This is a genomic window from Lysobacter enzymogenes (assembly GCF_023617245.1).
In the GTDB taxonomy this organism is placed as follows: Bacteria; Pseudomonadota; Gammaproteobacteria; order Xanthomonadales; family Xanthomonadaceae; genus Lysobacter; species Lysobacter yananisis.
This window is the reverse complement of the sequence record NZ_CP067396.1, coordinates 4,015,312-4,037,946: the sequence shown is the minus strand read 5'-3', so window position 1 is coordinate 4,037,946 and position 22,635 is coordinate 4,015,312. Positions and strand designations below refer to the sequence as shown.

The window sequence follows — 22,635 nt, the reverse complement described above, 5'->3', positions numbered from 1 at the left end:
TTTCAGGCAGGGGAGGGTGGCGCGTCCGGTTCGGACAGACGCACGCGATTACGGGTGGCGTCGCGCAACTGCGCTTTCAAGGCGTCCAGCTGTGCGGCCGGCAGTCGCACGCGCACCCGCGCGCCGGCGGCGTCGAAGCGCTCGTCGGCCTTGTCCGCGCCGAAGGCGTTGAGTGTCGCATGGACCGCGCCGGTGTCCGCGAACGGATACGCCAGTTCCAGTTCGGCATAGGTCACCAACTCGCGACGTGGCGCGCGCCGCAGGCATTCGGCCGCGGCGCCGCCGTAGGCGCGGACCAGGCCGCCGGCGCCGAGCTTGATGCCGCCGTACCAGCGGGTCACCACGACCACGGCCTGGTCGCAGCCCTGGCCGTCGATCGCGGCCAGGATCGGCCGGCCGGCGGTGCCGGAGGGCTCGCCGTCGTCGTTGAAGCGGTATTGCGCGCCGATCCGGTAGGCCCAGCAGTTGTGGGTCGCGGCCGGGTCGGCGACTTCGGCCAGGAACGCCAGCGCTGCCTCGGGCGTGGCGACCGGCGCGGCCAGGGCGAGGAAGCGGCTGTGCTTGACCTCGATCGCGTGGCGCGCGCGTTCGGCCAGGGTCGTGGCCGCGCTCATCGCGGCGTTCCGCGGCGGCGCGCGAGCGGCGCGCCCATCAAGGCGCGCTCATTCGAGCAGCGACCGCAGGTCCTTGGGAATGCGGGCGCGCGGGTGGGCGCGGCGGAACTCGCGCAGGTCCTGGCGGGCCAGGTCGAGCTCGCCGTCGTCGCGGTACTGGCGGATCCGCTCCAGCCATTGTTCCGGCGCCAGGGCATTGGCGTGTTGCGACGGGCCGATGCGCGAGCCGGTGATCTGGACCCGCTCCAGAACGGTGGCGTCGGCGGCGTTCTGCTGCGGCGGCGCGGCGCGTTGGGCCTCGGCGGCGATCGGCGCGTTGGCCGCAGCTTCGGCCGGCGGCGCGGCGACCGGGCGCTCGGCTTCGCGACGGCTCAGGCCTTCGACCTGGCCGGCGGCGCGCTTGCTCTCGGCGGCCGGCTGGCCTCGCGCGCGGGCGGCGCCAGCCGGCGCCGCAGCGGCGGGAGCGCTGTAGCCGTAGCCCTGCGCGGCGGGCGGCGCGATGGCCGGAGCCGGCGCGGGCGGCGGAGGCGGGGCCGGCGGCGGCGGAGCATCGGCCGGCGCGGGCATCGCCTGGGTCGATTGCGCCTGGGCGGCGCGCGGGGCCTCGCTCTTGGCGCGGCGGTCGAGTTCGCGCGTTGCGGGCGGCGCGGCATCGGCGGCCGCGCGCTTTTCGGCCGCGTGGTTCTCCACCGCCTTGCTGGCCGCGGCGCGGCTTTCGAGCGCACGGTCTTCGACCGGCGGGGACTCGGCTCGTGCCGGGGCGGGGGCGGGCTTCGCCAGCACCGGCGCGGGCGGGAGGTCCTCGATCGGCATCGGCTCGGGCGGTTGCGGCGCGGCGAGGACATCGGCCGCCGGAGCGCGTTGCGCCGGCGCCGAGGCGGGCAGGTCGGGCGCCTGCGCGGCGGCGGCCGGCATCTCGGGCACGGCGATCGCGGCGTCGGCAGAGGCATCGGCGCCGGCCTCGGCCTGCGGCATCGCCGCCACGGCCGGGGCGGCCTGTTCTTCGCTGAGCGCCGAGGGCGCCTTGTCGAGCGGGCGCAGCTGCCACGCCACGCCGACGGCCAGGGTCAGCGAGGCGGCCACGCCGATCCACGCCGGCCAACGGGTCTTGTTCGGCCGGGCGCGCGGCGCGCCGGCCTGCGGCGCGGCCGGGCGCGCCGGTGCGGCCTGGGGCGCGGCAGCCTGCGGGGCTGCGGCTTGCGGCGCCGCGGCCAGCGGCGCAGCGGCCAACGCCGCGGCCGCCTGGGACGCCGCGTCTGGCATCGGCTCCGCCACGGCGGCACGCGCCGCGGCGAGGATCGTGGCGTCCAGCGCCGCCGACGGACCGTCGTGCGGGCCCAGCCGCAGCAGCCGCTCGGCCAGGTCGCGCTCTTCCGGCGACAAGGGATCGGGAGCGTCGGGACGGCGGTTCATTCGGTCAACCTCGCGCGCAGCTTGTCCATCGCGTACCGCAGCCTGGACTTCACCGTTTCCCGACCCACCCCCGTAATGGCGCCGATTTCTTCCAGGCTCAACTCTTGTTCCAGGCGCAGCAGCACCACCTCGCGCTGCTCCTCGGGCAACTCCTCGATCGCGCGCTGCAAGCGGCGGCGCTGCTCGAATTCGGACAGCTCGCGCTCCGGCGTGGTCGGATCGGGCACGCGCGCGGCGCGCTCGTCGCCGTCCTCCGGCGTCGCCGGGCGGTGCTTGAGCCCGCGCCAGTAGTCGTTCAGCCGGTTGTGCGCGATCCGGAACAGCCAGGTATTGAACTGCGCGTCGGGCTTCCAGCCCTGGCGCGCGCCGATCACCCGCTGCCACACGTCCTGGAAGAACTCGTCGGCCAGGGCCGAATCGCGCAGCTGGCGCAGCAGGAAGCGGTACAGCGGGCCGCGGTGGCGCGAGTACAGGACTTCGAACGCGCCGGCGTCGCCGGCCGCCCAGGCCAGCATCAGCACGTCGTCGCTCGTGTCCGCAGCGGTGTTCATCGGCGGCAGGTTACGGGCAGACGGCGCCGACGGGAAGCGCTTGCTTGCCGCGGCCGGGTCGTATAGCGGGAGTCGGAGCGCCAGGATCATGACGGGAACAACGGATCACGACGCCGGGCGGGGTTTGCGGCCTGCCGTCGGTGTAAAGCTCGCGTTATCCTTCGGGGGCTCGAAAACGGGCGGTAGTGGACAGGCGGTCCGGTGCAGGGCGATCGGGTGCGGAATGATGCGATGCGAACGGCAACGGTGAGCGACGCGGCCGAGGGCGCCTGGCCCGGCCAGGCGTTGGCGGCCGCGCTGCTGGAAGCGCTGCCGGCCGGTTCGCAGATCGCGGTGAGCTGGCGCACCGCCCAAGGCCAGGTGGCCGAATCCTTCACGCCCGGCGCCGACGGCGCCCTGCGCGCGAGCGCGCTGGACCGGCTGGAATGCGACCCGCCGGCCATCGGCGCCTCCGACGAACGCTACGCCGACCGGATCGAGGCGGCGTGGTGGCTGCAAGACCGCAGCCGCGCCAGCCTGGCGGTGCAGATGCCGCGCGCGCTGCCGGCGTGGCTGCGCGCCGGCTGGCTGGCGATGGCGCGCGGGTTGGTCGCGGCCGAACTGGCGGCGCTGCGCGCGCACGCCCGCGCCGAGGCGCTGGAGAAGTCCGAGCGCCTGCAGCAGGCGCTGTTCGGCATCGCCGACCTGGCCGGTTCCGGGCTGGAGATGAGCGACCTGCTCAGCCGCATCCACGGCGTGGTGTGCGGGCTGATGTACGCCGAGAATTTCTACATCGTGCTCTACGACGACATCGCCGACACGATGCGTTTCCTCTACTTCGCCGACCGCCACGACCCGTACGTGGCCAACCCGCTGCAGGTCATCCGCGGCGAGGACATGCCGACCAGCCTGACCCTGGCCCTGTTGCGCCACGGCGAGCCGCTGCAGGGCAGTTCGGCGCAGCTGCGCGAACGGCTGAGCGTGCCGCACGACGAGCGCCACGGCCCCGACAGCGCCGACTGGCTCGGCGTGCCGATGCGGCGCGAGGAACGGGTGTGCGGCGCGGTGGTGGTGCAGAACTACGACAGCGCCGACAGCTACGGCGAGGAGGACCGCGCGCTGCTGGCGTTCGTGGCCCAGCACATCCTCACCGCGCTGGACCGCTACCGCGCGCGCGAGGAACTCGAGCGGCGGGTCGCCGAGCGCACCTATGCGCTGCAGCTCAGCAACCGCGACCTGCAGGCCGAGATCATCGAGCGCCAGCGCGCCGAACGGCTGCAGCGCGCGCTGTTCCGCATCGCCGAACTGACCATCACCTCCGACACCCTGGAGCGGTTCTACTCGCAGGTCCACGACGTGGTCAGCGAGCTGCTGTACGCGCGCAATTTCTATATCGCGCTGCTGTCCGACGACGGCGAGCGGCTGCAGTTCCCGTATTCGATCGACGAACGCGACATGATCCGCGAGGCGCGCCAGTTCGCCGGCGGCCTGACCGAGTTCGTGATCCGCCAGGGCCGTCCGCTGCTGGCCGACCGCCACCGCATCGCCGAACTCAACAGCCGCGGCGAAGTGCGCAGCCACGGTTCGGCCGCGCACTGCTGGCTGGGCGTGCCGCTGTACCGCGACGACGCCGTGGTCGGGGTGATCGCGATCCAGAGCTATTCGCGCGCGATCAGCTTCAACGCCCGCGACCAGGAGCTGCTGACCTTCGTCGCCCACCACATCAGCATCGGCCTGGCGCGCAAGCAGGCCCAGGACCGGCTGCTGACCGCGCACGGCGAACTCGAACAGCGCGTCGCCAGCCGCACCCGCGAGCTGGCCCACACCAACGCCGAGCTGGTCGCGCAGATCGGCGAGCGCGAGAGCGCCGAGCGCAAGCTCACCCACCTGGCCCTGCACGATCCGCTGACCGAGCTGCCCAACCGCAGCCAGCTGCTGGAACGGCTCGACCACGCCATCGCCCGCGCGCGCCGCGAACAGCGCCCGTTCGCGGTGCTGTTCCTCGACCTGGACCGATTCAAGCTGGTCAACGACAGCGTCGGCCACGCCGCCGGCGACGAGCTGCTGGTGGAGAGTGGCCGCCGCATCGTCGGCGCGGTGCGCGGCGAGGACACGGTGGCGCGGCTGGGCGGCGATGAATTCGCGATCCTGGTCGAACACATCGACGGCCTCAACGTGGCCGAGGAACTGGCCCAGCGCGTGCTGCGCGCGCTCGGCGAGCCGTGCTGGGTGGCCGGGCGCGAGGTGTTTCCCTCGGCCAGCGTCGGCATCGCCTTGTGGCATCCGCGCTACCGCAACGGCATCGAGCTGTTGCGCGACGCCGATGCGGCGATGTACCGGGCCAAGGGCGCCGGGCGCGGCCGCTTCGCCGTGTTCGACGAGGAAATGCGCGAGCAGGCGGTGCGCATCCTCGACCTCGAGGCCGACCTGCGCCGGGCGATCAACTCCGACGCCTTCATCGCCTACTACCAGCCGATCGTGCGCCTGGACGACGGCGTCGCGATCGGCCACGAGGCGCTGCTGCGCTGGCGCCACGAAAAACGCGGTTTGCTGCTGCCGCGCGAGTTCATCGGCCTGGGCGAGGACAGCGGCCTGATCGAGGAAGCCGACTGGATTCTCTACGGCCGGGTGATCGAGGAACTGGCGCGCGGCGGCGAGGGCTACATCTCGGTCAACGTCTCGCCCAAGCACTTCCGCGCCGGCGACTTCGCCGACCGACTGCTGCGCATGCTCGACCGCGCCGGCGCCGACCCGCACCGGCTGCGCATCGAGATCACCGAGGTCGCGCTGCTCGACGACGTGCCGCGCGCGTTGCGGATGCTGCGGACCTTGCGCAGCCACGGGGTGCTGGCGCAGCTGGACGATTTCGGCACCGGGTTTTCGGCGTTGTCCTATCTGCATCGATTCCCGATCGAATGTTTGAAGATCGATCAGAGTTTCGTCGCGGGCTTGGTCGGCGAATCGCGGCCGGAGAGCGTGGCGGTGGTGCGCGCGATCCAGGCCCTGGCCGGCACCCTGGGCATCCACACCATCGGCGAAGGCGTGGAGACGCCGGCGCAGCGCGCGGTGCTGCGCGAACTGGGCTGCGCGTTCGGCCAGGGCTATCTGTTCGGCCGCCCGGCCGAGCGCATGCGTAGCGTGCAGCCCGCCGTGGGCGAATAGTCGGTGCCTACAGGGACTTCGGCCATAAAAACGCCGCCGGAGCCGATCGCGACGGGCCTGACTGCGTCGCGAATCGAACCCCGGCGGCGTGCACCACGCCTTAGTGGCTGATCGCCACGTCCGCGGTCGGCTTGAGCTCGCCGATCTGCGCCTTGGCCCGCTCGACCAGGCGCACGAACTCGGCGCGCTGGCCCGAGGCATCGGCCGTCTTCACTCCGCGCGCGGCGCCGAGGATCTGCTCCCAGCCCCAGCCGTCGTATTGGCTGCCGCCGCGCAGCGCGTCGGCGAAGGCCGCGACCGAGGCGGCCATGCGCAGCGAATCGCTGGCGACGGCGCGGCGGCTGGAATTCAGGACCGGGGTTTCGATCAGCTGGCTGCGGTCTTCGCCGGGACGCTTGTAGCGCAGCTTGAGGTTGGCCATCTCGCCGTTGCCGCCGCTCGCGGCCGGCGCGGCCTGGGCGTAGCGCAGCGGCGGCAGGCGGTTGGCCTTCGAGCCGACCGGAGTGATCTCGTACAGCGCGGTGACTTCGTGGCCGGCGCCGATGTCGCCGGCGTCGACCTTGTCGTTGGCGAAGTCCTCGCGCTTGAGCAGGCGGTTTTCGTAGCCGATCAGTCGGTACTCGGCGACCTGCGCCGGATTGAACTCGATCTGGATCTTGACGTCGCGGGCGATGGTCATCAGCGTCGAACCCATCTCCTGCACCAGCACCTTGCGCGCTTCCTGCACGGTATCGATATAGGCGTGGTTGCCGTCGCCGACGTCGGCCAGCTTCTCCGACAGTTCATCGTTGTAGTTGCCGGCGCCGAAGCCCAGCGTGGTCAGGGCGATGCCGGTCTTGCGCTGGTCGGCGACGAGGGTTTCCAGCGCGTCGGTGCCGACCGTGCCGACGTTGAAGTCGCCGTCGGTGGCCAGGATCACCCGGTTGACGCCGTTCTTGATGAAGCCCTGGCGCGCGGTGGCGTAGGCGAGGCGGATGCCGTCGCCGCCGTTGGTGCTGCCGCCGGCCTGCAGGCGCTCCAGCGCGTCGAGGATCTCCTGCTGCTTGTCGCCCGGCGTCGGCGGCAGCACCAGTCCGGCGGAGCCGGCGTAGACCACGATGGAGATGCGGTCCTGCGGGCGCAGCTGCCGGGCCAGCATCGAGAACGCGCTCTTGAGCAGCGGCAGTTTGTCGGGCGAGTTCATCGAGCCGGAGGTGTCGATCAGGAACACCAGGTTGGCCGGCGGCAGGTTCTGCTTGGGCACCTCGAAGCCCTTGATGCCGATCATCAGCAGCTGCCGCTGCGCGTTCCACGGCGCCGGCGCGAGTTCGGTCGAGACCTTGAACGGCACCGCGCGCGAGGTCGGTGCCGGGTGGCCGTAATCGAAGTAGTTGATGAACTCTTCCGCGCGCACCGCGTCGGCCGGCGGGCGGATGCCGTCGTTGAGCATGCGCCGCACGTTGGCGTAGCTGCCGGTGTCGACGTCGATGGAGAAGGTCGACAGCGGCTGCTCGCTGGCGCGCTGCACCGGATTGTCCTCGCGCGCGGCGTACTTCTCGGTGTTGGCTGCCTGCTGGTAGAACGGCGGCGGCGGCGGCGGGGCCGGCGCGGGCGCGATGAAGCCTTGCGGCGCCGCAGCGAGCTTGACGCGCGCGTCGGAGCGGCGCATCGGTGCCGGCGCGACCCGCGAGCCGGTGACCTGGACGCGTTCCAGGGCGTCGGCCATCGGCTTGGCCGTCGCCGCCGGCGCGGATTGCTCCACGATGGGCTGCGCGGGCAATGTCTGTATCGCCGGCGACTGGACGTTGGCGGCGGCGTCGACCGGCGCCGCGGCCGGCGCGGCCTCGGCCTGCTTGTCGGCCGGGCTGCCGGTGGACTGGCAACCGGCGAGGGCGAGGGCGGCGAGCAGCGCCGCGCTGAGGCAATGGAGGGCGAGGCGCGGCGACTGCGGACGGGCGACGGCGGACATGGTGGCTTCCCTGGTGTGTGGACCTGGGAAGGCGAACGGGCGGGGTCGGTGGGTGGGGTTAAGCGGGGCGATTTTTTTGGAGGGGGCGTTTCCCTCAGACCGTCACTTCCCCCGCAGCCCGTCGCTTTTCCCCAGCCCGTCGTTCCGGCGAAAGCCGGAACCCATTTTGATCTTGCCTTTCCGCTCTTCCCGCACGAAAAGTCGGAGCGAAAATCAAAATGAATTCCGGCTTTCGCCGGAATGACGGGGAGGGGATGGGCGTGTGCGGAGGATGGCGCGGCGTGGCTGGTGGCGGAGTGAGGCAGAACGAGGCGGGGCGGTTCCGGGCTTCGGGTGCGGCCGGGGTTACACCGCTTCGGTTGGATCGCGTATCACCAGCAAGCGCTGCTCGCTCATGTCCTCGATCGCGTAACGCACGCCCTCGCGGCCCTGGCCGGAATCCTTGACTCCGCCGTACGGCATGTTGTCGACGCGGAAGCTCGGCACGTCGCCGACGATCACCCCGCCGACGTCGAGCCGGTCCCAGGCGCGCATGGCGTGGTCGAGGCGGCCGGTGAAGACGCCGGCCTGCAGGCCGAAATCGCTGTCGTTGACTCGGTCGATCACGGCGTCGAAATCGTCGAACGGCTCGATCAGCGCCACCGGGCCGAAGGCTTCCTTGCGGTACAGCTCGGCGTCGCGCGGCACGTTCTCCAGCAAGGTCGCCGGGATCATCGTGCCCTGGCGCGCGCCGCCGGCGATGCGCTTGGCGCCGCCCTTGAGCGCGGCGTCGATCCACGCCTGGATGCGCTGCGCGGCCTGTTCGTCGACGACCGGGCCGATGAACGTGCTCTCCTCGCGCGGGTCGCCCATGCGCAGCGCGCCGACCGCGGCCTTGAGCTTCTTGCGCAGCTTGTCGTAGACATCGGCGTGGGCGTAGATGCGCTGCACGCTGATGCAGCTCTGGCCGCTCTGGTAATAGGCGCCGAACACCAGCCGCTCGACCACGTGGTCCAGGCTCGCGCCGGGATCGGCGTCGACGATGCAGGCCGCGTTGCCGCCCAGTTCCAGGGTCACTTTCTTCTTGCCGGCGCGGGCCTTGAGGTCCCAGCCGATCAGCCCGCCGGTGAAGCTCAGCAGCTTGATCCGCTCGTCCTCGACCAGCAGCGAGGCGTCCTCGTTGGAGCAGCACAACACCGAGAACGCGCCTTCGGGCAGGTCGGTCTCGGCCAGGATCTCGGCGATGATCAGCGCGCCGACCGGGGTCTTGATCGCCGGCTTGAGCACGAACGGGCAGCCGGCGGCGATGGCCGGTGCGACCTTGTGCGCGACCAGGTTCAGCGGGAAATTGAACGGGGTGATGAAACTGCACGGGCCGATCGGCACGCGCTTGACCATGCCGCGGTAGCCGCGCGTGCGCGGCGAGATCTGCAGTTCCAGCAGCGTGCCCGGATCGCGCGTGGCCTCGTTGGCGGCGATGCGGAAGGTGTCGATCAGGCGGGTCACTTCGCCGCGCGCGTCCTTGATCGGCTTGCCGGCCTCGATGCACAGCGCCAGCGCCAGTTCCTCGAAGCGCTCGCCGAAGCGGCGCACGCAGTGTTCGAGCACGTCGCGGCGGCGGTCCGGGGCGAACTGCGCCATCGCCTCGCGCGCCTTGTGCGCGGCGACGATGGCCTTGCGCACCGCGGCCGCGTCGGCCATCGCCACGCGGGTGGCGCGCTTGCCGCTGTACTTGTCCAGCACGTCGAGGTCGCCGTTGGCGGCGACGGCGCGGCCGGCGAGGTAGTAGGGATAGCTGCTCTTCAGTCCCTTGGCGGGCTTGGCGGTTTTGCTTTTCTTCTCGGACTTGGCCATGAGGATGCTCCGTGGATTGCGCCGCGCTCAGACCACCGCGGCGGCGCGCTGGGGAATGTCTTGGTTGAGGATCGTATCGTCGTCGCTGTAGTCGATCGGCACTTCGATCAGGTCCACGCCGGGCGTGTCCAGCGCGCGCCGCAGCAGCGGCGCGAACTCGTCGGCGCTGGCCGGGCGATGGCCGCGCGCGCCGTAGCTGTGCGCGTATTCGACGAAATCCGGATTGCCCAGGTCCATGCCGAAGCTCGGGTAGCGCTCGTGCGCCTGCTTCCACTTGATCATGCCGTAGGCGTCGTCGCGCAGCACCAGCACCACCAGGTCCAGGCCGAGGCGCACCGCGGTTTCGAGCTCCTGCGAATTCATCATGAAGCCGCCATCGCCGCACACCGCGACCACCTTGCGGTCCGGGCAGACGATGCGCGCGCCGATCGCCGAGGGCAGGCCGGCGCCCATCGTCGCCAGCGCGTTGTCGAGCAACAACGTGTTGGGCTCGCGGCAGCGGTAGCTGCGCGCGAACCACAGCTTGTACAGGCCGTTGTCGAGACAGACCACGTCGCGCGGCGACAGCTCGCGGCGCACGTCGGCGACCAGCCGCTGCGGCGCCATCGGGAAGCGGTCGTCGGAGGTGCGTTCGGCGAGTTGCTCCAGCAGCGCCGCGCGGACCCGGTCGAAATAGCCGAAGTCCCAGTGCGCTTGCGGCTGCAGCGCCTCGCTCAGGCGCCAGACCGAATGGGCGATGTCGCCGATCACCTCGATCTGCGGGAAATACACCGCATCGACCTCGGCCGCGGCGTAGTTGACGTGGATCACCGTGCGCCGGCCTTCGCGCATGAAGAACGGCGGTTTCTCGATCACGTCGTGGCCGATGTTGACGATGCAGTCGGCCGCGTCGATCGCGCGGTGGACGAAGTCGTGGTCCGACAGCGCCGCGTTGCCGAGCCACAGCGGCCCTTCCTCGTCGAGCACGCCCTTGCCCATCTGGGTGGTGAAGTAGGGGATGCCGAGCTTGGCGACGAATTGTTCGAGGGTCTTGGACGTGGTCTTGCGGTTGGCGCCGGCGCCGACCATCAGGATCGGGTGGCGGGCCTGGGCGATGGCCTGCGCGGCGCGCTCGATGGCCTTGTCCTCGGCCACCGGGCGGCGCGAGAACGAGGCCGGGATCAGCCGCGCCTGGGTCGGATCGCCGGCGATGTCCTGCGGCAGTTCCAGGTGGGTCGCGCCGGGGCGCTCTTCCTCGGCGCGGCGGAAGGCCTCGCGCACGCGCGCCGGGATGCTGTCGGCGGCGACGATCTGGCGGGTGTACTTGGTCAGCGGACGCATCGTGTCGACCACGTCGACGATCTGGAAATGGCCCTGCTTGCTGGTCTTTATGGGTTTTTGCCCGGTGATCATCAGCATCGGCATGGCGCCGAGCTGGGCATAGGCCGCGGCGGTGACCAGGTTGGTGGCGCCCGGGCCGAGGGTCGACAGGCAGACGCCGGCCTTGCCGGTCAGGCGGCCGTAGGTCGCGGCCATGAAGCCGGCGGCTTGTTCGTGGCGGGTGAGGACGAGCTCGATCGTCGAGGTGCGCAGCGATTCGAGCAGGTCGAGGTTCTCTTCGCCGGGAATGCCGAACACGTACTGCACGCCTTCGGCTTCGAGCGCGGCGACGAAGAGGTCGGACGCCTTGGTCATGCGGAACTCCGGGGACGGAAACGCAGGACCGCAAGGATCGCGCAAACCACGTGAGCGAGGGGCGACGGTGGTGGAACGGTGCGGGCCGGCGGGCGCTGTGGCCCGATCCGGAAAAGCGCTGGCGCGCTCTTGTGGGAGGGCCTTCAGGCCCGACGCTCTTCGGTCGATTCGCGGCGATCCGCAACAAAAGCGTCGGGCCTGAAGGCCCTCTCACGAAAGCCTGAGGCATAGCAAATGCCGGGGTGTTTGTGGGAGGGGCTTCAGCTCCGACGCTCTTCTGTCGTATGTCGCGAACTGAAACGAAAGCATCGGGCCTGAAGGCCCTCCCACGAGAGTGAAGGCCCTCACACGACCGTAGATGGATCAGTCTTCGCGCGGCTCGACCCGCACCCGGATCTGGCCGTCCTGCACGCGCGCGCTCAGGCGGTCCCCCGGCGCGGCGTCGAGCACGCTGCGCACCACCCGGCCGTCGTCGTGCTGGACGATGGCGTAGCCGCGCGCGACCGTCGCCAGCGGGCTCACCGCTTCCAGCGAGCGCGCCAGCCCGCGCAGGCGCAACGCATCGCCGTGCAGGCGCCGGGCCAACGCCGCGCGCGGGCGCGGCGCCAGCGCGGCCAGGCGCTCGCGCAGGCGGGCGATGCACCGCTGCGGATGGTGCGCGCGCAGCACCGCGTCGCTGTGGCGCAGGCGCGCGGTCTCGCGTTCGATGCGCAGGCGCCAGGCCTGTTCGAGCCGGCGCAGCGCGTCCTGCTGGCGGTTGCGCAGCGCCGCCAGACGCGCCTGCGGGCGCAGCGCGCTCAAGCGCAGGCCGGCGCGGTCGGTGCGCTGCATCGCCTGGCGCAGGCGCTGGCTGTGCAGGTTCCCCAGGCGCGCATCCAGCACGCGCAAGCGGTGCAGCAGATCGTCGCGCTGCGGCACCAGCAACTCGGCAGCCACCGAAGGCGTGGGCGCGCGCACGTCGGCGGCGAAGTCGGCGAGGGTGAAGTCGGTCTCGTGGCCGATGGCGGAAACCACCGGCACGTCCGACGCGGCGATGGCGCGCGCCAGCCGCTCGTCGTTGAACGCCCACAGGTCTTCCAGCGAACCGCCGCCGCGGGCGAGGACGATCACGTCGTAACGCTGCGCGGCCTGGGCGCGCTGCAGCGTCGCCACGATCTTCTCGGCCGCGCCGTCGCCCTGCACCGGCACCGGCAGCACCTCGGCCTGGGCCAGCGGGAAGCGCCGGGCGAGCACGCTGAGCACATCGCGCACGGCTGCGCCGCTGGGCGAGGTGATGATCGCGATGCGTTCGGGGAAGCGCGGCAGTTCGCGCTTGCGCTCGCGGTCGAACAGGCCCTCGGCGGCGAGTCGCGCCTTGAGCTCCTCGAACGCGCGGCGCAGCGCGCCTTCGCCGGCCTCTTCCATGTGGTCGAGCACCAGCTGGTAGTCGCCGCGCGCTTCGTACAGGGTCAGCCGGCCGCGCGCGAGCACGCGCAGGCCTTCGCGCGGGACGAACTTCAGCCAGCTGCTCTTGGGCTTGAACATCGCGCAGCGGACCTGGGCGCGCGCGTCCTTGAGGGTCATGTACAGATGGCCCGAGGACGGCCGCGACAGATTGCCCAGCTCGCCCTCGACCCAGATCAGCGGGAAGGTGTCCTCGAGCAGGTCGCGGGCCAGGGTGTTGAGCTGGCTGGGGGTGAGGACTTCGTCGGGGGAACTGGGGGGCATGAGCGAGCGATGGCGGCGCCAGCCGCCCGGAGCGAAACAGTTGCGCCGATGTTAACCCGTCCCGCCACGGACTTCCGCGGCAGGCTTTGCCGAGTCGGATCGGAAGGCATCGGGCCTGAAGGCCCTCCCGCGACAGCCGAGCCCTTATGCCAGGGCCAAGCCCTTGTGGGAGGGCCTTCAGGCCCGACGCCTTTCGGCCCGATCGCCCTGTGGCCCAAGCCTCCCGCCGCGTCAGCCCCGCTTCACCCCCGCCGCACCTGCGCCCACCGCCCCGGCGCTACAATGCGGCCCATGAATTCCGACGCCGTCCTGCCTTGCTCCGTCCCCGATTTCGGCCCCTTGCCGCGCCGCCTGACCCGCAGCGTCGCCATCGGCGGCGTCCAGGTCGGCGGAGGCGCGCCGGTGGTGGTGCAGTCGATGACCAACACCGACACCGCCGACGTCGCGTCCACCACCAAGCAGGTCGCCGAACTGTGGCGCGCCGGTTCCGAATTGGTGCGCGTCACCGTCAATACCGTCGAGGCCGCCGCGGCGGTGCCGCGGATCGTCGACAAGCTGGCGATGATGGGCATCGAAGTGCCGATCATCGGCGACTTCCACTACAACGGCCATCAGCTGCTGAGCGCCGAGCCGGCCTGCGCCGAAGCCCTGGGCAAGTACCGCATCAACCCCGGCAACGTCGGCTTCGGCAAGAAGAAGGACAGCCAGTTCGCGACCCTGATCGAGTTCGCGATCAAGTACGCCAAGCCGGTGCGCATCGGCGCCAACTGGGGCTCGCTCGACCAGGCGCTCGCCGCCCAGCTGATGGACGAAAACGCCAACCGCGTCGAACCCTGGGACGCCGGCCGGGTGCTGCGCGAGGCGCTGATCCGTTCGGCCCTGGATTCGGCCGCGCGCGCGGTCGAACTGGGCCTGCCGGCCGAGCGCATCGTGCTCAGCGCCAAGGTCAGCGGCGTGCAGGAGTTGATCGCGGTGTATCGCGAACTGGCCTCGCGCGGCGACTACGCGCTGCACCTGGGCCTGACTGAGGCCGGCATCGGCAGCAAGGGCATCGTCGCGTCCAGCGCCGCGCTCGGCGTGCTGCTGCAGGAAGGCATCGGCGACACCATCCGCATCTCGCTGACGCCCGAGCCGGGCCAGGCGCGCAGCAACGAGGTCATCGTCGCCCAGGAACTGCTGCAGACCATGGGCCTGCGCGCGTTCACCCCGATGGTCACCGCGTGTCCGGGCTGCGGCCGCACCACCAGCACCTTCTTCCAGGAACTGGCGCAGACCGTGCAGGAGCACGTGCGCGCGAAGATGCCGGAGTGGAAGATCACCCATCCCGGCGCCGAGAACCTGACCCTGGCGGTGATGGGCTGCGTGGTCAACGGTCCCGGCGAATCGCGCCACGCCAACATCGGCATTTCGCTGCCGGGCACCGGCGAGGCGCCGTCGGCGCCGGTGTTCGAGGACGGCGAGAAGACCGTGACCCTGCGCGGCGAGAACATCGCCCGCGAATTCGTCGCCCTGATCGACGGCTATGTCGAGCGCCGCTACGGCGTGCCGGCGGCCGGCGGAGCGGCGTGAGCGAGGACCCGCGCGCGGACGCCGCGCCGCCGCGTTCCGCCGCGGCGAGCGCGGAAAGCCCGCACCCGCAAGGCCCGCGCTCGCAAGAGCAGCGTGCCGCGCGCCGCCGCGGCGCCGACGACAGCGCATTCGAACAGGAGGCGCGCTTCGGCGCGGCGCTGCTGCGCCACCACGGCTGGACCCTGCTGCTGGTGTTCGCCGGACTGCTGCTGCCGCTGTGGGCCTTCGCCGAACTGGCCGACGACATCCACCGCCAGGAGTCGCTGGTGTACGACGTGCCGGTGCTGGAATACGCGCACGGCCTGTCGCGGCACAGCCTGGACCTGTTCTTCAGCGTGATCGCCAAGCTCGGCTACCAGTGGGGCGTGGTGCCGTTCGACATCGTGCTGGTGATCGCGCTGACGGTCACGCGGCGTTTCCGCGAGGCCAGCTACGCGGCGATCGCGCTCGGCGGTTCGGGCTTGCTCAACATCGCCGCCAAGCAGTTCTTCGCGCGCGAGCGGCCGTCGCTGTGGGAGTCGATCGCGCCGGAGCACAACTACAGTTTTCCCAGCGGCCACGCGATGGGCTCGATGACGCTGGCCGCGGTGCTGATCCTGCTGTGCTGGCCGACGCGCTGGCGTTGGCTGGTGGTGGCCTCGATGGTTCCGTTCACGGTCCTGGTGGGTTTCTCCCGCCTGTACCTCGGCGTGCATTACCCCTCCGACATCCTCGCCGGCTGGGCGGTGGCCACGGCCTGGGCGGTCGCGGTGTACCTGCTGGTCTATCGCGGCGGCGTGCGGCGGCCGTGGCAGGCGCGCGAAGGCTGAGCGCGGCGGCCCGCGCGCGGCCGTTCGCCCGCGCGGTTACGCGCACGAACGATCCGGCGCCGAGACTGGTTTAGCCAAGTGAAGTTGCAGCGCCGCAACACGCCGGCGGCGAACCTGTAACCAAATGCGATTTGTGCGCGAGGTCACGCCGAAATTCCGCCGGCTCGCGCAGTGTGGCCGTGGGCAGGAGGTTCGGTCCGCGCGGCGACGCCGCGCGGCACGGTGGCAGGAGCGATCGGCCGGTGCGTCCGCACGACGCGCCGGTTCACGGACGACGCTCGATCACGGCGATCCCTCCCGGCCCGCCCCCGGAACCGCGACCTGCCTGTTGACAGGGGACAGGCGTGCAGCGGCTTCTTCGCGAACGATACGTGGAGGACCACCCGATGCCCAACGCAAAGAACCGGCTGACCATCGCCATCGCCCTCGGACTGAGCGGCCTGACCGCGCTCGCCGCGGCCGCCGCCGCCGGCGGCCTGAACCGGCCCGCGGCCAGCGCCGACGCGTCGGTCGGCGGCGCGCCCGCGCCGCAACGCGCGGCCCCGGCCGATTCCGCCGGCCAACGCTATGTCGTGCTGTACCAAGAGGCGCCGCTGAGCGTCTACAACGGCGAAGTCGCCGGGCTGGCGGCGCCGCAGCGCGTGGCCGGCGCGCAGAACGCCAACAGCGCCGCGGCGCGCATCGCCGGCGGCGGCAACGCCCGCATCGACGTGCGCGGCGCCCAGGCGAGCAGGTATCTGAACTATCTCGACAACGTCCAGCGCAACCACGAGCGCAGCATCAACGCCGCGCTCGGGCGCACGCTCAAGGTCGAGCGGCGCCTGCGCCATGCGGTCAACGGCGCGGTGGTGCGGATGAGCGCGAGCGAGGCCGCGCGCGTGGCCAAGCTGCCCGGCGTGGCGCTGGTGCAGGCCAGCCGCGACTATCCGCTCGACACCGACGTCGGCCCGCAGCTGATCGGCGCGCCGGCGCTGTGGAACGCCAAGCCGACCCAGTGGCGCGGCGAAGGCGTGGTGGTCGGCATCCTCGACACCGGCATCAACTTCGGCAGCCCGGCGTTCGCCGCGATCGACGACAGCGGTTACCGCCACGTCAATCCGAACGGCGCCGGCCAGTACCTGGGCACCTGTGCGCCCGGCGGCGTCGACGAAGGCCGCTGCAACGACAAGCTGATCGGCGGCTGGGACTTCGTCTGCGGCGAGCCGGCCAACATGTGCGGCCAGCCGGGCATCCGCGAGGAACCGGGCTTCGGCGACACCAACGGCCACGGCAGCCACACCGCCTCGACCTCGGCCGGCAACGCCTGGACCGCCAACTACAAGGGCCGCGACATCCGCATCTCCGGCGTCGCCCCGCACGCCAACATCGTCGCCTACGACATCTGCTACACCGACGCCGCCGGCCAGGGCTGGTGCCCGGATTCGGCCGCGCTGGCGGCGATCGACCAGGCCGTCGTCGACGGCGTGGACGTGATCAACTACTCCATCGGCGGCGGCGGCGAGCCCTGGGGCGAAGCGGTATCGCTGGCCTTCCTCAACGCCTCCGACGCCGGCATCTTCATCGCCGCTTCGGCCGGCAACAGCGGTCCGGACCCGAGCACCAACGGCCACCAGCAGCCGTGGGTCTCCACCACCGCGGCGAGCACCCACGGCCGCGGCACCTTCGCCACGCTGCTGCAGATCACCGGGCCCGGCACGGTGCCGTCCGACCTGCAGGCGGTGCAGCTCAACGACGGCAGCGGCGGCGTTTCGCTGACCGCGTCGATTCCGCCGAACACGCCGGTGCGGATCAGCGCCGGCATCGACAGCGCCGACGACGGCTGCGCGGGCTTCGCCCCCGGCGCGTTCGCCAACGCCATCGCGGTGGTGCGGCGCGGCACCTGCAACTTCTCGATCAAGGTCAACAACGCCGCCGCCGCCGGCGCGATCGCGGTGGTGATCGCCAACAACCAGGCCACCGGGGTGACGCCGAGCGTGCCGGGCACCACGGTGCCGGCGTTCGCGGCGGCGCAGGACGACAGCAACGCCTTGCGCGATTTCGCCGCCGGCAACGGCAATACCTCGACCGGCGGCATCGGCTTCCCGCCGACGCCGGTGCCGAACACGCCCGACCTGATCGCCGATTTCAGCTCGCGCGGCCCGGGCGGGTTCAACCTGATCAAGCCCGACGTGGCCGCGCCCGGCGTCAGCGTGCTGGCGGTGTTGGCCGGCACCACGATCGGCGGCAGCGAGAACCTGGTCGGCCTGCTCAGCGGCACTTCGATGGCGTCGCCGCACCAGGCCGGCTCGGCGGCGCTGCTGCGCCAGGCGCGTCCGAACTGGACCGCCGCGGAGATCAAGTCGGCGCTGATGATGACCGCCAGGGAAGGGATGCTGCTCGAGGACGGCGTGACCGCGGCCAATCCGTTCGACACCGGCTCGGGCCGGATCCAGGTCGATCAGGCGGTGAAGTCCGGGCTGGTGCTCAACGAGACCACGGCGCGTTACCGCGCGGCCGATCCGGCCGCCGGCGGCGATCCGGCCCAGCTCAACCTGGCCAGCATGCAGCAGCAGGACTGCAAGCGTTCGTGCACCTTCCAGCGCAGCTTCCGCCACGCCCAGGGCGCGTTGCCGGAACTGTGGCTGGCGCAGGTCGAGGGCGTGGACGGCATCGCGTTCCCGCCGGTGTTCGTCTCGGCGCCGGGCAGCAAGACCCCGGTCAGCGTGTTCGTGTTCAGCCGCAAGTACGCGGCCGACGGCAGCTGGCATTTCGGCAAGCTGCAGCTCAAGCCGTTGCTGGGCCGCAAGTCGCCGAGCCTGCATCTGCCGATCGCGGTGTCGGTGCCGGCGCCGACGGCGGCTGCGGTTGCGGCAGCGGCAGCGCCGAAGGCGGTGCGCACCGACCGCCTCGGCGCCAGGCCGGTGGAACCGGAGCGCAGCGCGCGTTGAGCCGGGTCGCGACCGACCCTTCGCGGGTCGGTCGCGATTCCGCAATCGCGTTTGCGTCAACCCAACGCCGGGCCCCGTGCGGGCCCGGCGTTTTCATAGGCGTCGGTCAGGTGCGGGCGACGGGAGCGGAGCGCGCGGCGATCCGACGCGCCGCGTGCGCGCACGGCGGTGCGGGAGCGGCGAAAAGGAAACGGCGAACCGGGAGCGGTGCGCGACGCGCGGCTACCACTCGCGCCACGGTTCGGTCGGATCGTCCTGGCCGCGCAGCGCGCCGATGCCGGCCAGGGCGCTGCGCACCAGTTCGCACAGGCCTTCGCGCTGGTCGGTCTCGATCAGGTTGTAGCGGCAGCGCGCGTTGAGCGCGTTGAGCGCGCGCACGGCCTGTTCGACCGCGGCGCGCGCGCTGCGGTCCAGTTGCGCGGGGGAGGGCACGCGCTCGCCGTCGCCGACCGCGTTGCGCAGCGCGGCGAGCAAGGCGTCGATGACGCGTTCGCATTCGTCGATCTCGGCCGCGCCGTAGCCGGCGTCGGCGCCGTCCTGGGCCAGGTCTTCCATGTAGCTGCGCATGCCGTCGAGGATCTCGTGCTTGAGTTCGACGTAATCGTTGGTCTCCACCTGCACCCCGCTGCCTCCTCGTCGCCGCCGCGCCGTGCGCGCCCCGCGCGACGACCGGAACGCGAGTCTAGCCGCGCGACATTGCAGGCGAAGGAAACCGCGCCGTGCCGGCGTCGCGGCCGCGTTGTGACCGCCATCGCCGCTTCGCCGATCCGTACGCGCCGGCGCTTGACGGCGGCGCATGCGGCGGCTCCGAGAGCGCGCCGCCGACGCCGCGCCGGCGCTTGCTAGACTGGCCGGCGTCGGTCGCCCGCATCGCGCGGGCGGCCGCGCAAGCCCCGTTTGGAAGCCGACCGCGCCCGTCGCGCCCGTCATCGTCCGGACACCGCCGTGCAAAGACCTCCGACTCCCGTCAACGAAGCCCAGCGCCTGCAGGCGCTGCGCAGCTACGACATCCTCGACACCCCGCCGGAGCGCGACTTCGACGACCTGGTGGCGATCGCCGCGGCGGTGTGCGACGCGCCGATCGCGCTGGTCAGCCTGATCGACGAGCAGCGCCAGTGGTTCAAGGCCCGCACCGGCCTGGCCGCGACCCAGACGCCGCGCGAACTGGCGTTCTGCGCCCACGCGATCCTGCGTCCGGACCAGACCCTGGTGGTGCCCGACGCGCGCGACGACGCGCGCTTCGCCGGCAATCCGCTGGTGCTCGACGATCCCAACATCCGCTTCTACGCCGGCGCGCCGCTGGTGACGCCGGAGGGCCACGCGCTGGGCACCCTGTGCGTGATCGACACCAAGCCGCGCGACCTCGCCGACAAGCAGCACCAGGCGCTGACCGCGCTGTCGCGGCAGGCCTCGCGGGCGATGGAACTGCGCCGGGTGAGCCGCGCGCTGGCGCGGCAACTGCAGGAGAGCGAGTGGTACGAGCATCGCCTGCTGCAATACCAGTCCGAACTGGAGGCGAGCAACGCGGCGCTGGAGGCCAGCAATGCCGACCTGGCCGCGTTGACCCGCACCGATCCGCTGACCGGCCTGCCCAACCGGCGCGCGTTCGCATTGGCGCTGGAGCAGGCGGTGGCGCGCAGCCACGCGGCCGCGCCGCTGCAGGTGGCGGTGCTCGACATCGACCACTTCAAGACCATCAACGACGTCCACGGCCACGCCGAGGGCGACCGGGTGCTGCTTGCGGTCGCCGACGCGCTGCGGTTGTACGCGCCGGGGCCGGGCAGCGTGGCGCGCTACGGCGGCGAGGAGTTCCTGCTGCTGTTCGAGGCGCCGCAGCCGCAGGCGCAGCTGCAATGCGAGTTCGTGCGCGAGGCGATCGCCAATTTGCCGCTGGGCCTGCCGCTGACGGTGAGCATCGGTCTGGCCGCGTATCGCACCGGCGAGGAACCCGCGGCGACCTTCGCCCGCGCCGACCAGGCGCTGTACGCGGCCAAGCGCGGCGGGCGCAACCGGGTGGTGCTGGCCGAGTCGGAGTGAGCGGTGCGCCGCAGCGGCGGCTTTGGACTGGTCGCGGCGGAGTGCGGCGAAAGGCGTCCGGTCGGCGGCTTCGTTAGCCGGTGGGTGGGGCTTTCGCCGCGGCACGGTGTTGCTCAGTGGGAGGGCCTTCAGGCCCGACGCTCTTCGCTCAGGTCATCGCGATCCGAGCGAAGAGCGTCGGGCCTGAAGGCCCTCCCACAGATTCAGCCCGTCGGGCCTGAAGGCGGGCTCGCAGGTTCAATGCATCGGGCCGGTAAACCCTCCCGCAAGGTTCAGCGGTAGATCCGCTCGCGTTCGGCCTGCAAGCGCTGGCGCAGGTACTCGTCGCGGGTCAACCCGCCCGGAATCTGCTGCATCGCCATCGTTTCGGCGACGATCCGCGCTTCGCTGCGTTTGTAGGCCTGGAACTTCGGATCGCGCGCCTGCTGCTCGACGAAGGCCTGTTCGTGCTGCGCGGCCTGGCTGCGGTAGCGCTGCGCCAGTTGCTGCACCAGCAGCGCCTGGCGCGCTTCGTCGGGCACGGTGGCGCGGATCAGGCCCACGCGCAGCAGCATGGTCTCGCCGGCCGACAGTTCGTCGGCCTGCTCGTAGCGGTCGATCTGCGCCTGCAAGGCCTGCGCCCGCCGCTCGCGTTCGGCCGGCCCCAGCGCGGCGGCATCGCGGAAGAAGCGCTTGGCCTCGTCCTGGAACTGCCGGCGTTGCTGGAAGCGCCGGCCTTGCGGCGTGGCGAGCATCGCGTGCACGCCGGAGCCTGCTTCCGCGGCGGACGCGGCGCCGGCGTCGCCGCCGGCCTGCGCGGTCGCCGCGGCGCGGCTGGAGGAAAACGGCCACGAGCCCAGGCTGACCGCCGCGGCGAGCGCCGCGGCGGTCAGGGCCAGGCCCAGCATGAGAGTGTTTCGCTTCATGCCGCGTCGCCGGTCAGATCAGCTGGTCCACCAGCCAGTACAGGAAGTTGAAGGGCTTGGCCTTGTCGGCCGCATCGCTGGTTTCGCTGGCGTCGAGCACCTTGCCGTTGCCGTCGAGCACCGAGTCGATGAAGTTCTTCAGTTCCAGGTTCTGCGCCTGCACGTCGCCGTTCTTGAAGTCGACGATGGTGGTGCAGTGGCTTTCGTTGAGCGCGCGGTACTGCGGGAAGTAGCCGCCGAAGTTGTCCAGGCCGTTGAGGCGCGCGGACAGGCGCTGGGTGTCGGTGCCCCACTTGGCGTGGATCAGCGCTTCCTTGGCCGCCTGGTTCGGCGCCTGAGCGATGTCGTCGTGGAAACGCTCGTACGAGTACGACGAGTAGTTCAGGTCCTGCCAGAAGTGGGTGTGGCCGAGGCGGTCGCCGGTGTGCTTGCTCGACAGCGCCGGGTAGATCGAACCCAGTTCGTTGAGGTCCATCTGCGGCAGGCCGGCGGCGAGGAAGGCCAGCGGGCCGTTGGGCGCGTCCAGGCCCCACACGTCGCGGATCTTGGTCATCAGCGGCTGCGAGGGATATTCGGCCGGGTTGGCGTTCTTCGGGGTCGGGAAGATCGGGCCGGAGTCGTCGATCAGGAAGCCCTGGGTCGGCGCGACGTCGGTGCGGAAGGTGTCGTAGGAGATCAGGCTGCCGGCGCCGCCGGCGCTGCAGCCGGTGTTGAGCATCTGGCCCGGGCGCGGCAGGTTGTCCTTGAGCCAGGCGATGATCGCGCGGGTGTTGCGCAGGCCGTTGTGGTGCCACACCAGCGGCGGCTTCTGCCCGCTCGGATCGTCGTACACCGCGACCTTGTCGCCGCTGTAGATGTCGCCGGTGCAGTACGGCACGTAGACCATGTTCCAGCCCTGGGTCTTGACCGCGTCGAACGGGCTCACGCGGGTCACGAACGGGCTGACCAGGCTGGCGCCGGGATTGAGCAGCTTCATGTAGTCGTCGGGCACGCCGTTGGGATTGCGCGCGCCGCGCACGCCGGTGGCGCCGGTGCAGCTGGCGTAATCCCAGCACGCGCCGCCGCCTTCCATGTAGATGATGGTGTTGGTGGTGTCGGGAACGCGGTTGACGAAGATCTTGTACGGCGAACCGTTGCCGCAGATGGCGCCGGTCTCGGCCGGCAGCTGCACGGTCTGCCACTGGTAATAGGCGCCCGGGTCGAAGCCGCTGGCGCGGCCCGCGTCGGCGCTCAGCAGCGGGTACTGGCCGGTGCGCTGCTTGGGCTGCACCTTGTTGTCGGGCTTGGGCGGGGACACCAGGTTCTTCAGGGTCTGGAAGAACCCGTAATCGCCCTGTTCGGCCTGCGAAGGCAGGCTGGAAAACGCGACGGCGCCGCCCATCAGGGCGACGGCGACGTAACGGCTCAATGCGGCCATGAACTCTCTCTCCTGTGATCGTCATGAAGGCAGAGCGAAACGCGCATCCGGCGCGTGCTAGGGCGTGCGCGCGGCCGGTTCCTCTCCGTA

The 22,635-nt window shown here is 71.4% G+C and carries 17 protein-coding genes and 1 pseudogene; 7 read left to right on the top strand and 11 right to left on the bottom strand.

The features are described 5' to 3' along the window. Window positions 1-2 precede the first annotated feature (2 nt). Genes JHW41_RS16475 through JHW41_RS16465 form a run of 3 tightly spaced genes read right to left on the bottom strand, consistent with a single transcriptional unit; the run spans window position 3 to window position 2,578 of the window. Entirely contained in the window at window positions 3-614 is a 612-nt protein-coding gene (locus JHW41_RS16475; protein WP_123648828.1) for an IMPACT family protein, read from the bottom strand. A 48-nt stretch (window positions 615-662) separates the two neighbouring features. Continuing rightward, a complete protein-coding gene (locus tag JHW41_RS16470) occupies window positions 663-2,027 on the bottom strand; it encodes a hypothetical protein (RefSeq protein ID WP_250443546.1) in 1,365 nt (454 codons plus the stop codon). Beyond that, window positions 2,024-2,578: an RNA polymerase sigma factor gene (locus JHW41_RS16465; protein ID WP_057950039.1), complete on the bottom strand. Its 555-nt coding sequence runs from the start codon at window positions 2,576-2,578 to the stop codon at window positions 2,024-2,026. Before JHW41_RS16465 ends, JHW41_RS16470 begins: the two co-directional genes overlap by 4 nt. Before the next feature lie 231 nt (window positions 2,579-2,809). Between JHW41_RS16465 and JHW41_RS16460 the strand changes: the two genes are divergently transcribed. Next, window positions 2,810-5,719 carry an EAL domain-containing protein gene (locus JHW41_RS16460; RefSeq protein ID WP_250443543.1) on the top strand — a complete coding sequence of 970 codons (2,910 nt, stop codon included), beginning with the start codon at window positions 2,810-2,812 and terminating at the stop codon, window positions 5,717-5,719. A 100-nt stretch (window positions 5,720-5,819) separates the two neighbouring features. Here JHW41_RS16460 and JHW41_RS16455 read toward each other — a convergent pair whose 3' ends face one another. The 3 genes from JHW41_RS16455 to JHW41_RS16445 form a co-directional block, all read right to left on the bottom strand. Beyond that, entirely contained in the window at window positions 5,820-7,667 is a 1,848-nt protein-coding gene (locus tag JHW41_RS16455) for a vWA domain-containing protein (RefSeq protein ID WP_250443540.1), read from the bottom strand. Between the two features lie 345 nt (window positions 7,668-8,012). Beyond that, window positions 8,013-9,500 (bottom strand): aldehyde dehydrogenase family protein, encoded by a 1,488-nt coding sequence (locus tag JHW41_RS16450; protein WP_250443538.1) that lies wholly within the window; start codon window positions 9,498-9,500, stop codon window positions 8,013-8,015. A gap of 27 nt (window positions 9,501-9,527) precedes the next feature. Next, complete coding sequence (locus JHW41_RS16445; protein WP_057947020.1) at window positions 9,528-11,174, bottom strand: acetolactate synthase large subunit; 1,647 nt, start codon at window positions 11,172-11,174, stop codon at window positions 9,528-9,530. 50 nt (window positions 11,175-11,224) lie between these two features. Between JHW41_RS16445 and JHW41_RS27180 the strand changes: the two genes are divergently transcribed. Next, a complete protein-coding gene (locus JHW41_RS27180) occupies window positions 11,225-11,398 on the top strand; it encodes a DUF6053 domain-containing protein (protein ID WP_428995382.1) in 174 nt (57 codons plus the stop codon). Here the strand turns inward: JHW41_RS27180 and JHW41_RS27175 are convergent. Both JHW41_RS27175 and xseA read right to left on the bottom strand, forming a co-directional pair. Further along, a complete protein-coding gene (locus JHW41_RS27175; RefSeq protein ID WP_428995558.1) occupies window positions 11,385-11,504 on the bottom strand; it encodes a DUF6053 domain-containing protein in 120 nt (39 codons plus the stop codon). The two genes, JHW41_RS27180 and JHW41_RS27175, sit on opposite strands and share 14 nt — an antisense overlap. A 33-nt stretch (window positions 11,505-11,537) precedes the next feature. Beyond that, window positions 11,538-12,881 carry an exodeoxyribonuclease VII large subunit gene (gene xseA, locus JHW41_RS16440; RefSeq protein ID WP_250443535.1) on the bottom strand — a complete coding sequence of 448 codons (1,344 nt, stop codon included), beginning with the start codon at window positions 12,879-12,881 and terminating at the stop codon, window positions 11,538-11,540. 291 nt (window positions 12,882-13,172) lie between these two features. Between xseA and ispG the strand changes: the two genes are divergently transcribed. The 3 genes and pseudogenes from ispG to JHW41_RS16425 all read left to right on the top strand — a co-directional run. Then, entirely contained in the window at window positions 13,173-14,450 is a 1,278-nt protein-coding gene (gene ispG / locus JHW41_RS16435; protein WP_250443532.1) for a flavodoxin-dependent (E)-4-hydroxy-3-methylbut-2-enyl-diphosphate synthase, read from the top strand. A 158-nt stretch (window positions 14,451-14,608) separates the two neighbouring features. Beyond that, window positions 14,609-15,259 carry a phosphatase PAP2 family protein gene (locus JHW41_RS16430; protein WP_428995557.1) on the top strand — a complete coding sequence of 217 codons (651 nt, stop codon included), beginning with the start codon at window positions 14,609-14,611 and terminating at the stop codon, window positions 15,257-15,259. Between the two features lie 491 nt (window positions 15,260-15,750). Beyond that, window positions 15,751-18,090 (top strand): annotated as a pseudogene (locus JHW41_RS16425) (S8 family serine peptidase); the annotation flags it as partial. Between the two features lie 318 nt (window positions 18,091-18,408). Here JHW41_RS16425 and JHW41_RS16420 read toward each other — a convergent pair. Continuing rightward, window positions 18,409-18,807: a hypothetical protein gene (locus tag JHW41_RS16420; protein ID WP_057947024.1), complete on the bottom strand. Its 399-nt coding sequence runs from the start codon at window positions 18,805-18,807 to the stop codon at window positions 18,409-18,411. 324 nt (window positions 18,808-19,131) lie between these two features. Between JHW41_RS16420 and JHW41_RS16415 the strand changes: the two genes are divergently transcribed. Further along, window positions 19,132-20,223, top strand: a complete 1,092-nt coding sequence (locus JHW41_RS16415; RefSeq protein WP_078997396.1) for a GGDEF domain-containing protein — start codon at window positions 19,132-19,134, stop codon at window positions 20,221-20,223. A gap of 80 nt (window positions 20,224-20,303) precedes the next feature. Beyond that, a complete protein-coding gene (locus tag JHW41_RS27170; protein WP_428995381.1) occupies window positions 20,304-20,444 on the top strand; it encodes a DUF6053 domain-containing protein in 141 nt (46 codons plus the stop codon). 51 nt (window positions 20,445-20,495) lie between these two features. Here the strand turns inward: JHW41_RS27170 and JHW41_RS16410 are convergent, their stop codons facing one another. Further along, entirely contained in the window at window positions 20,496-21,128 is a 633-nt protein-coding gene (locus tag JHW41_RS16410; RefSeq protein WP_250443524.1) for a hypothetical protein, read from the bottom strand. Between the two features lie 13 nt (window positions 21,129-21,141). Then, on the bottom strand, window positions 21,142-22,545 hold the full coding sequence (locus tag JHW41_RS16405; RefSeq protein ID WP_078997383.1) for a pectin acetylesterase-family hydrolase: 1,404 nt from the start codon (window positions 22,543-22,545) through the stop codon (window positions 21,142-21,144). Window positions 22,546-22,635: the final 90 nt, after the last annotated feature.

What these genes read in the sequence shown, in the direction of transcription:
- JHW41_RS16475 (WP_123648828.1), bottom strand. Translation starts at nt 614, where the DNA reads ATGAGCGCGGCCACGACCCTGGCCGAACGCGCGCGCCACGCGATCGAG.
- JHW41_RS16470 (WP_250443546.1), bottom strand. Translation starts at nt 2,027, where the DNA reads ATGAACCGCCGTCCCGACGCTCCCGATCCCTTGTCGCCGGAAGAGCGC.
- JHW41_RS16465 (WP_057950039.1), bottom strand. Translation starts at nt 2,578, where the DNA reads ATGAACACCGCTGCGGACACGAGCGACGACGTGCTGATGCTGGCCTGG.
- JHW41_RS16460 (WP_250443543.1), top strand. Translation starts at nt 2,810, where the DNA reads ATGCGAACGGCAACGGTGAGCGACGCGGCCGAGGGCGCCTGGCCCGGC.
- JHW41_RS16455 (WP_250443540.1), bottom strand. Translation starts at nt 7,667, where the DNA reads ATGTCCGCCGTCGCCCGTCCGCAGTCGCCGCGCCTCGCCCTCCATTGC.
- JHW41_RS16450 (WP_250443538.1), bottom strand. Translation starts at nt 9,500, where the DNA reads ATGGCCAAGTCCGAGAAGAAAAGCAAAACCGCCAAGCCCGCCAAGGGA.
- JHW41_RS16445 (WP_057947020.1), bottom strand. Translation starts at nt 11,174, where the DNA reads ATGACCAAGGCGTCCGACCTCTTCGTCGCCGCGCTCGAAGCCGAAGGC.
- xseA (WP_250443535.1), bottom strand. Translation starts at nt 12,881, where the DNA reads ATGCCCCCCAGTTCCCCCGACGAAGTCCTCACCCCCAGCCAGCTCAAC.
- ispG (WP_250443532.1), top strand. Translation starts at nt 13,173, where the DNA reads ATGAATTCCGACGCCGTCCTGCCTTGCTCCGTCCCCGATTTCGGCCCC.
- JHW41_RS16410 (WP_250443524.1), bottom strand. Translation starts at nt 21,128, where the DNA reads ATGAAGCGAAACACTCTCATGCTGGGCCTGGCCCTGACCGCCGCGGCG.
- JHW41_RS16405 (WP_078997383.1), bottom strand. Translation starts at nt 22,545, where the DNA reads ATGGCCGCATTGAGCCGTTACGTCGCCGTCGCCCTGATGGGCGGCGCC.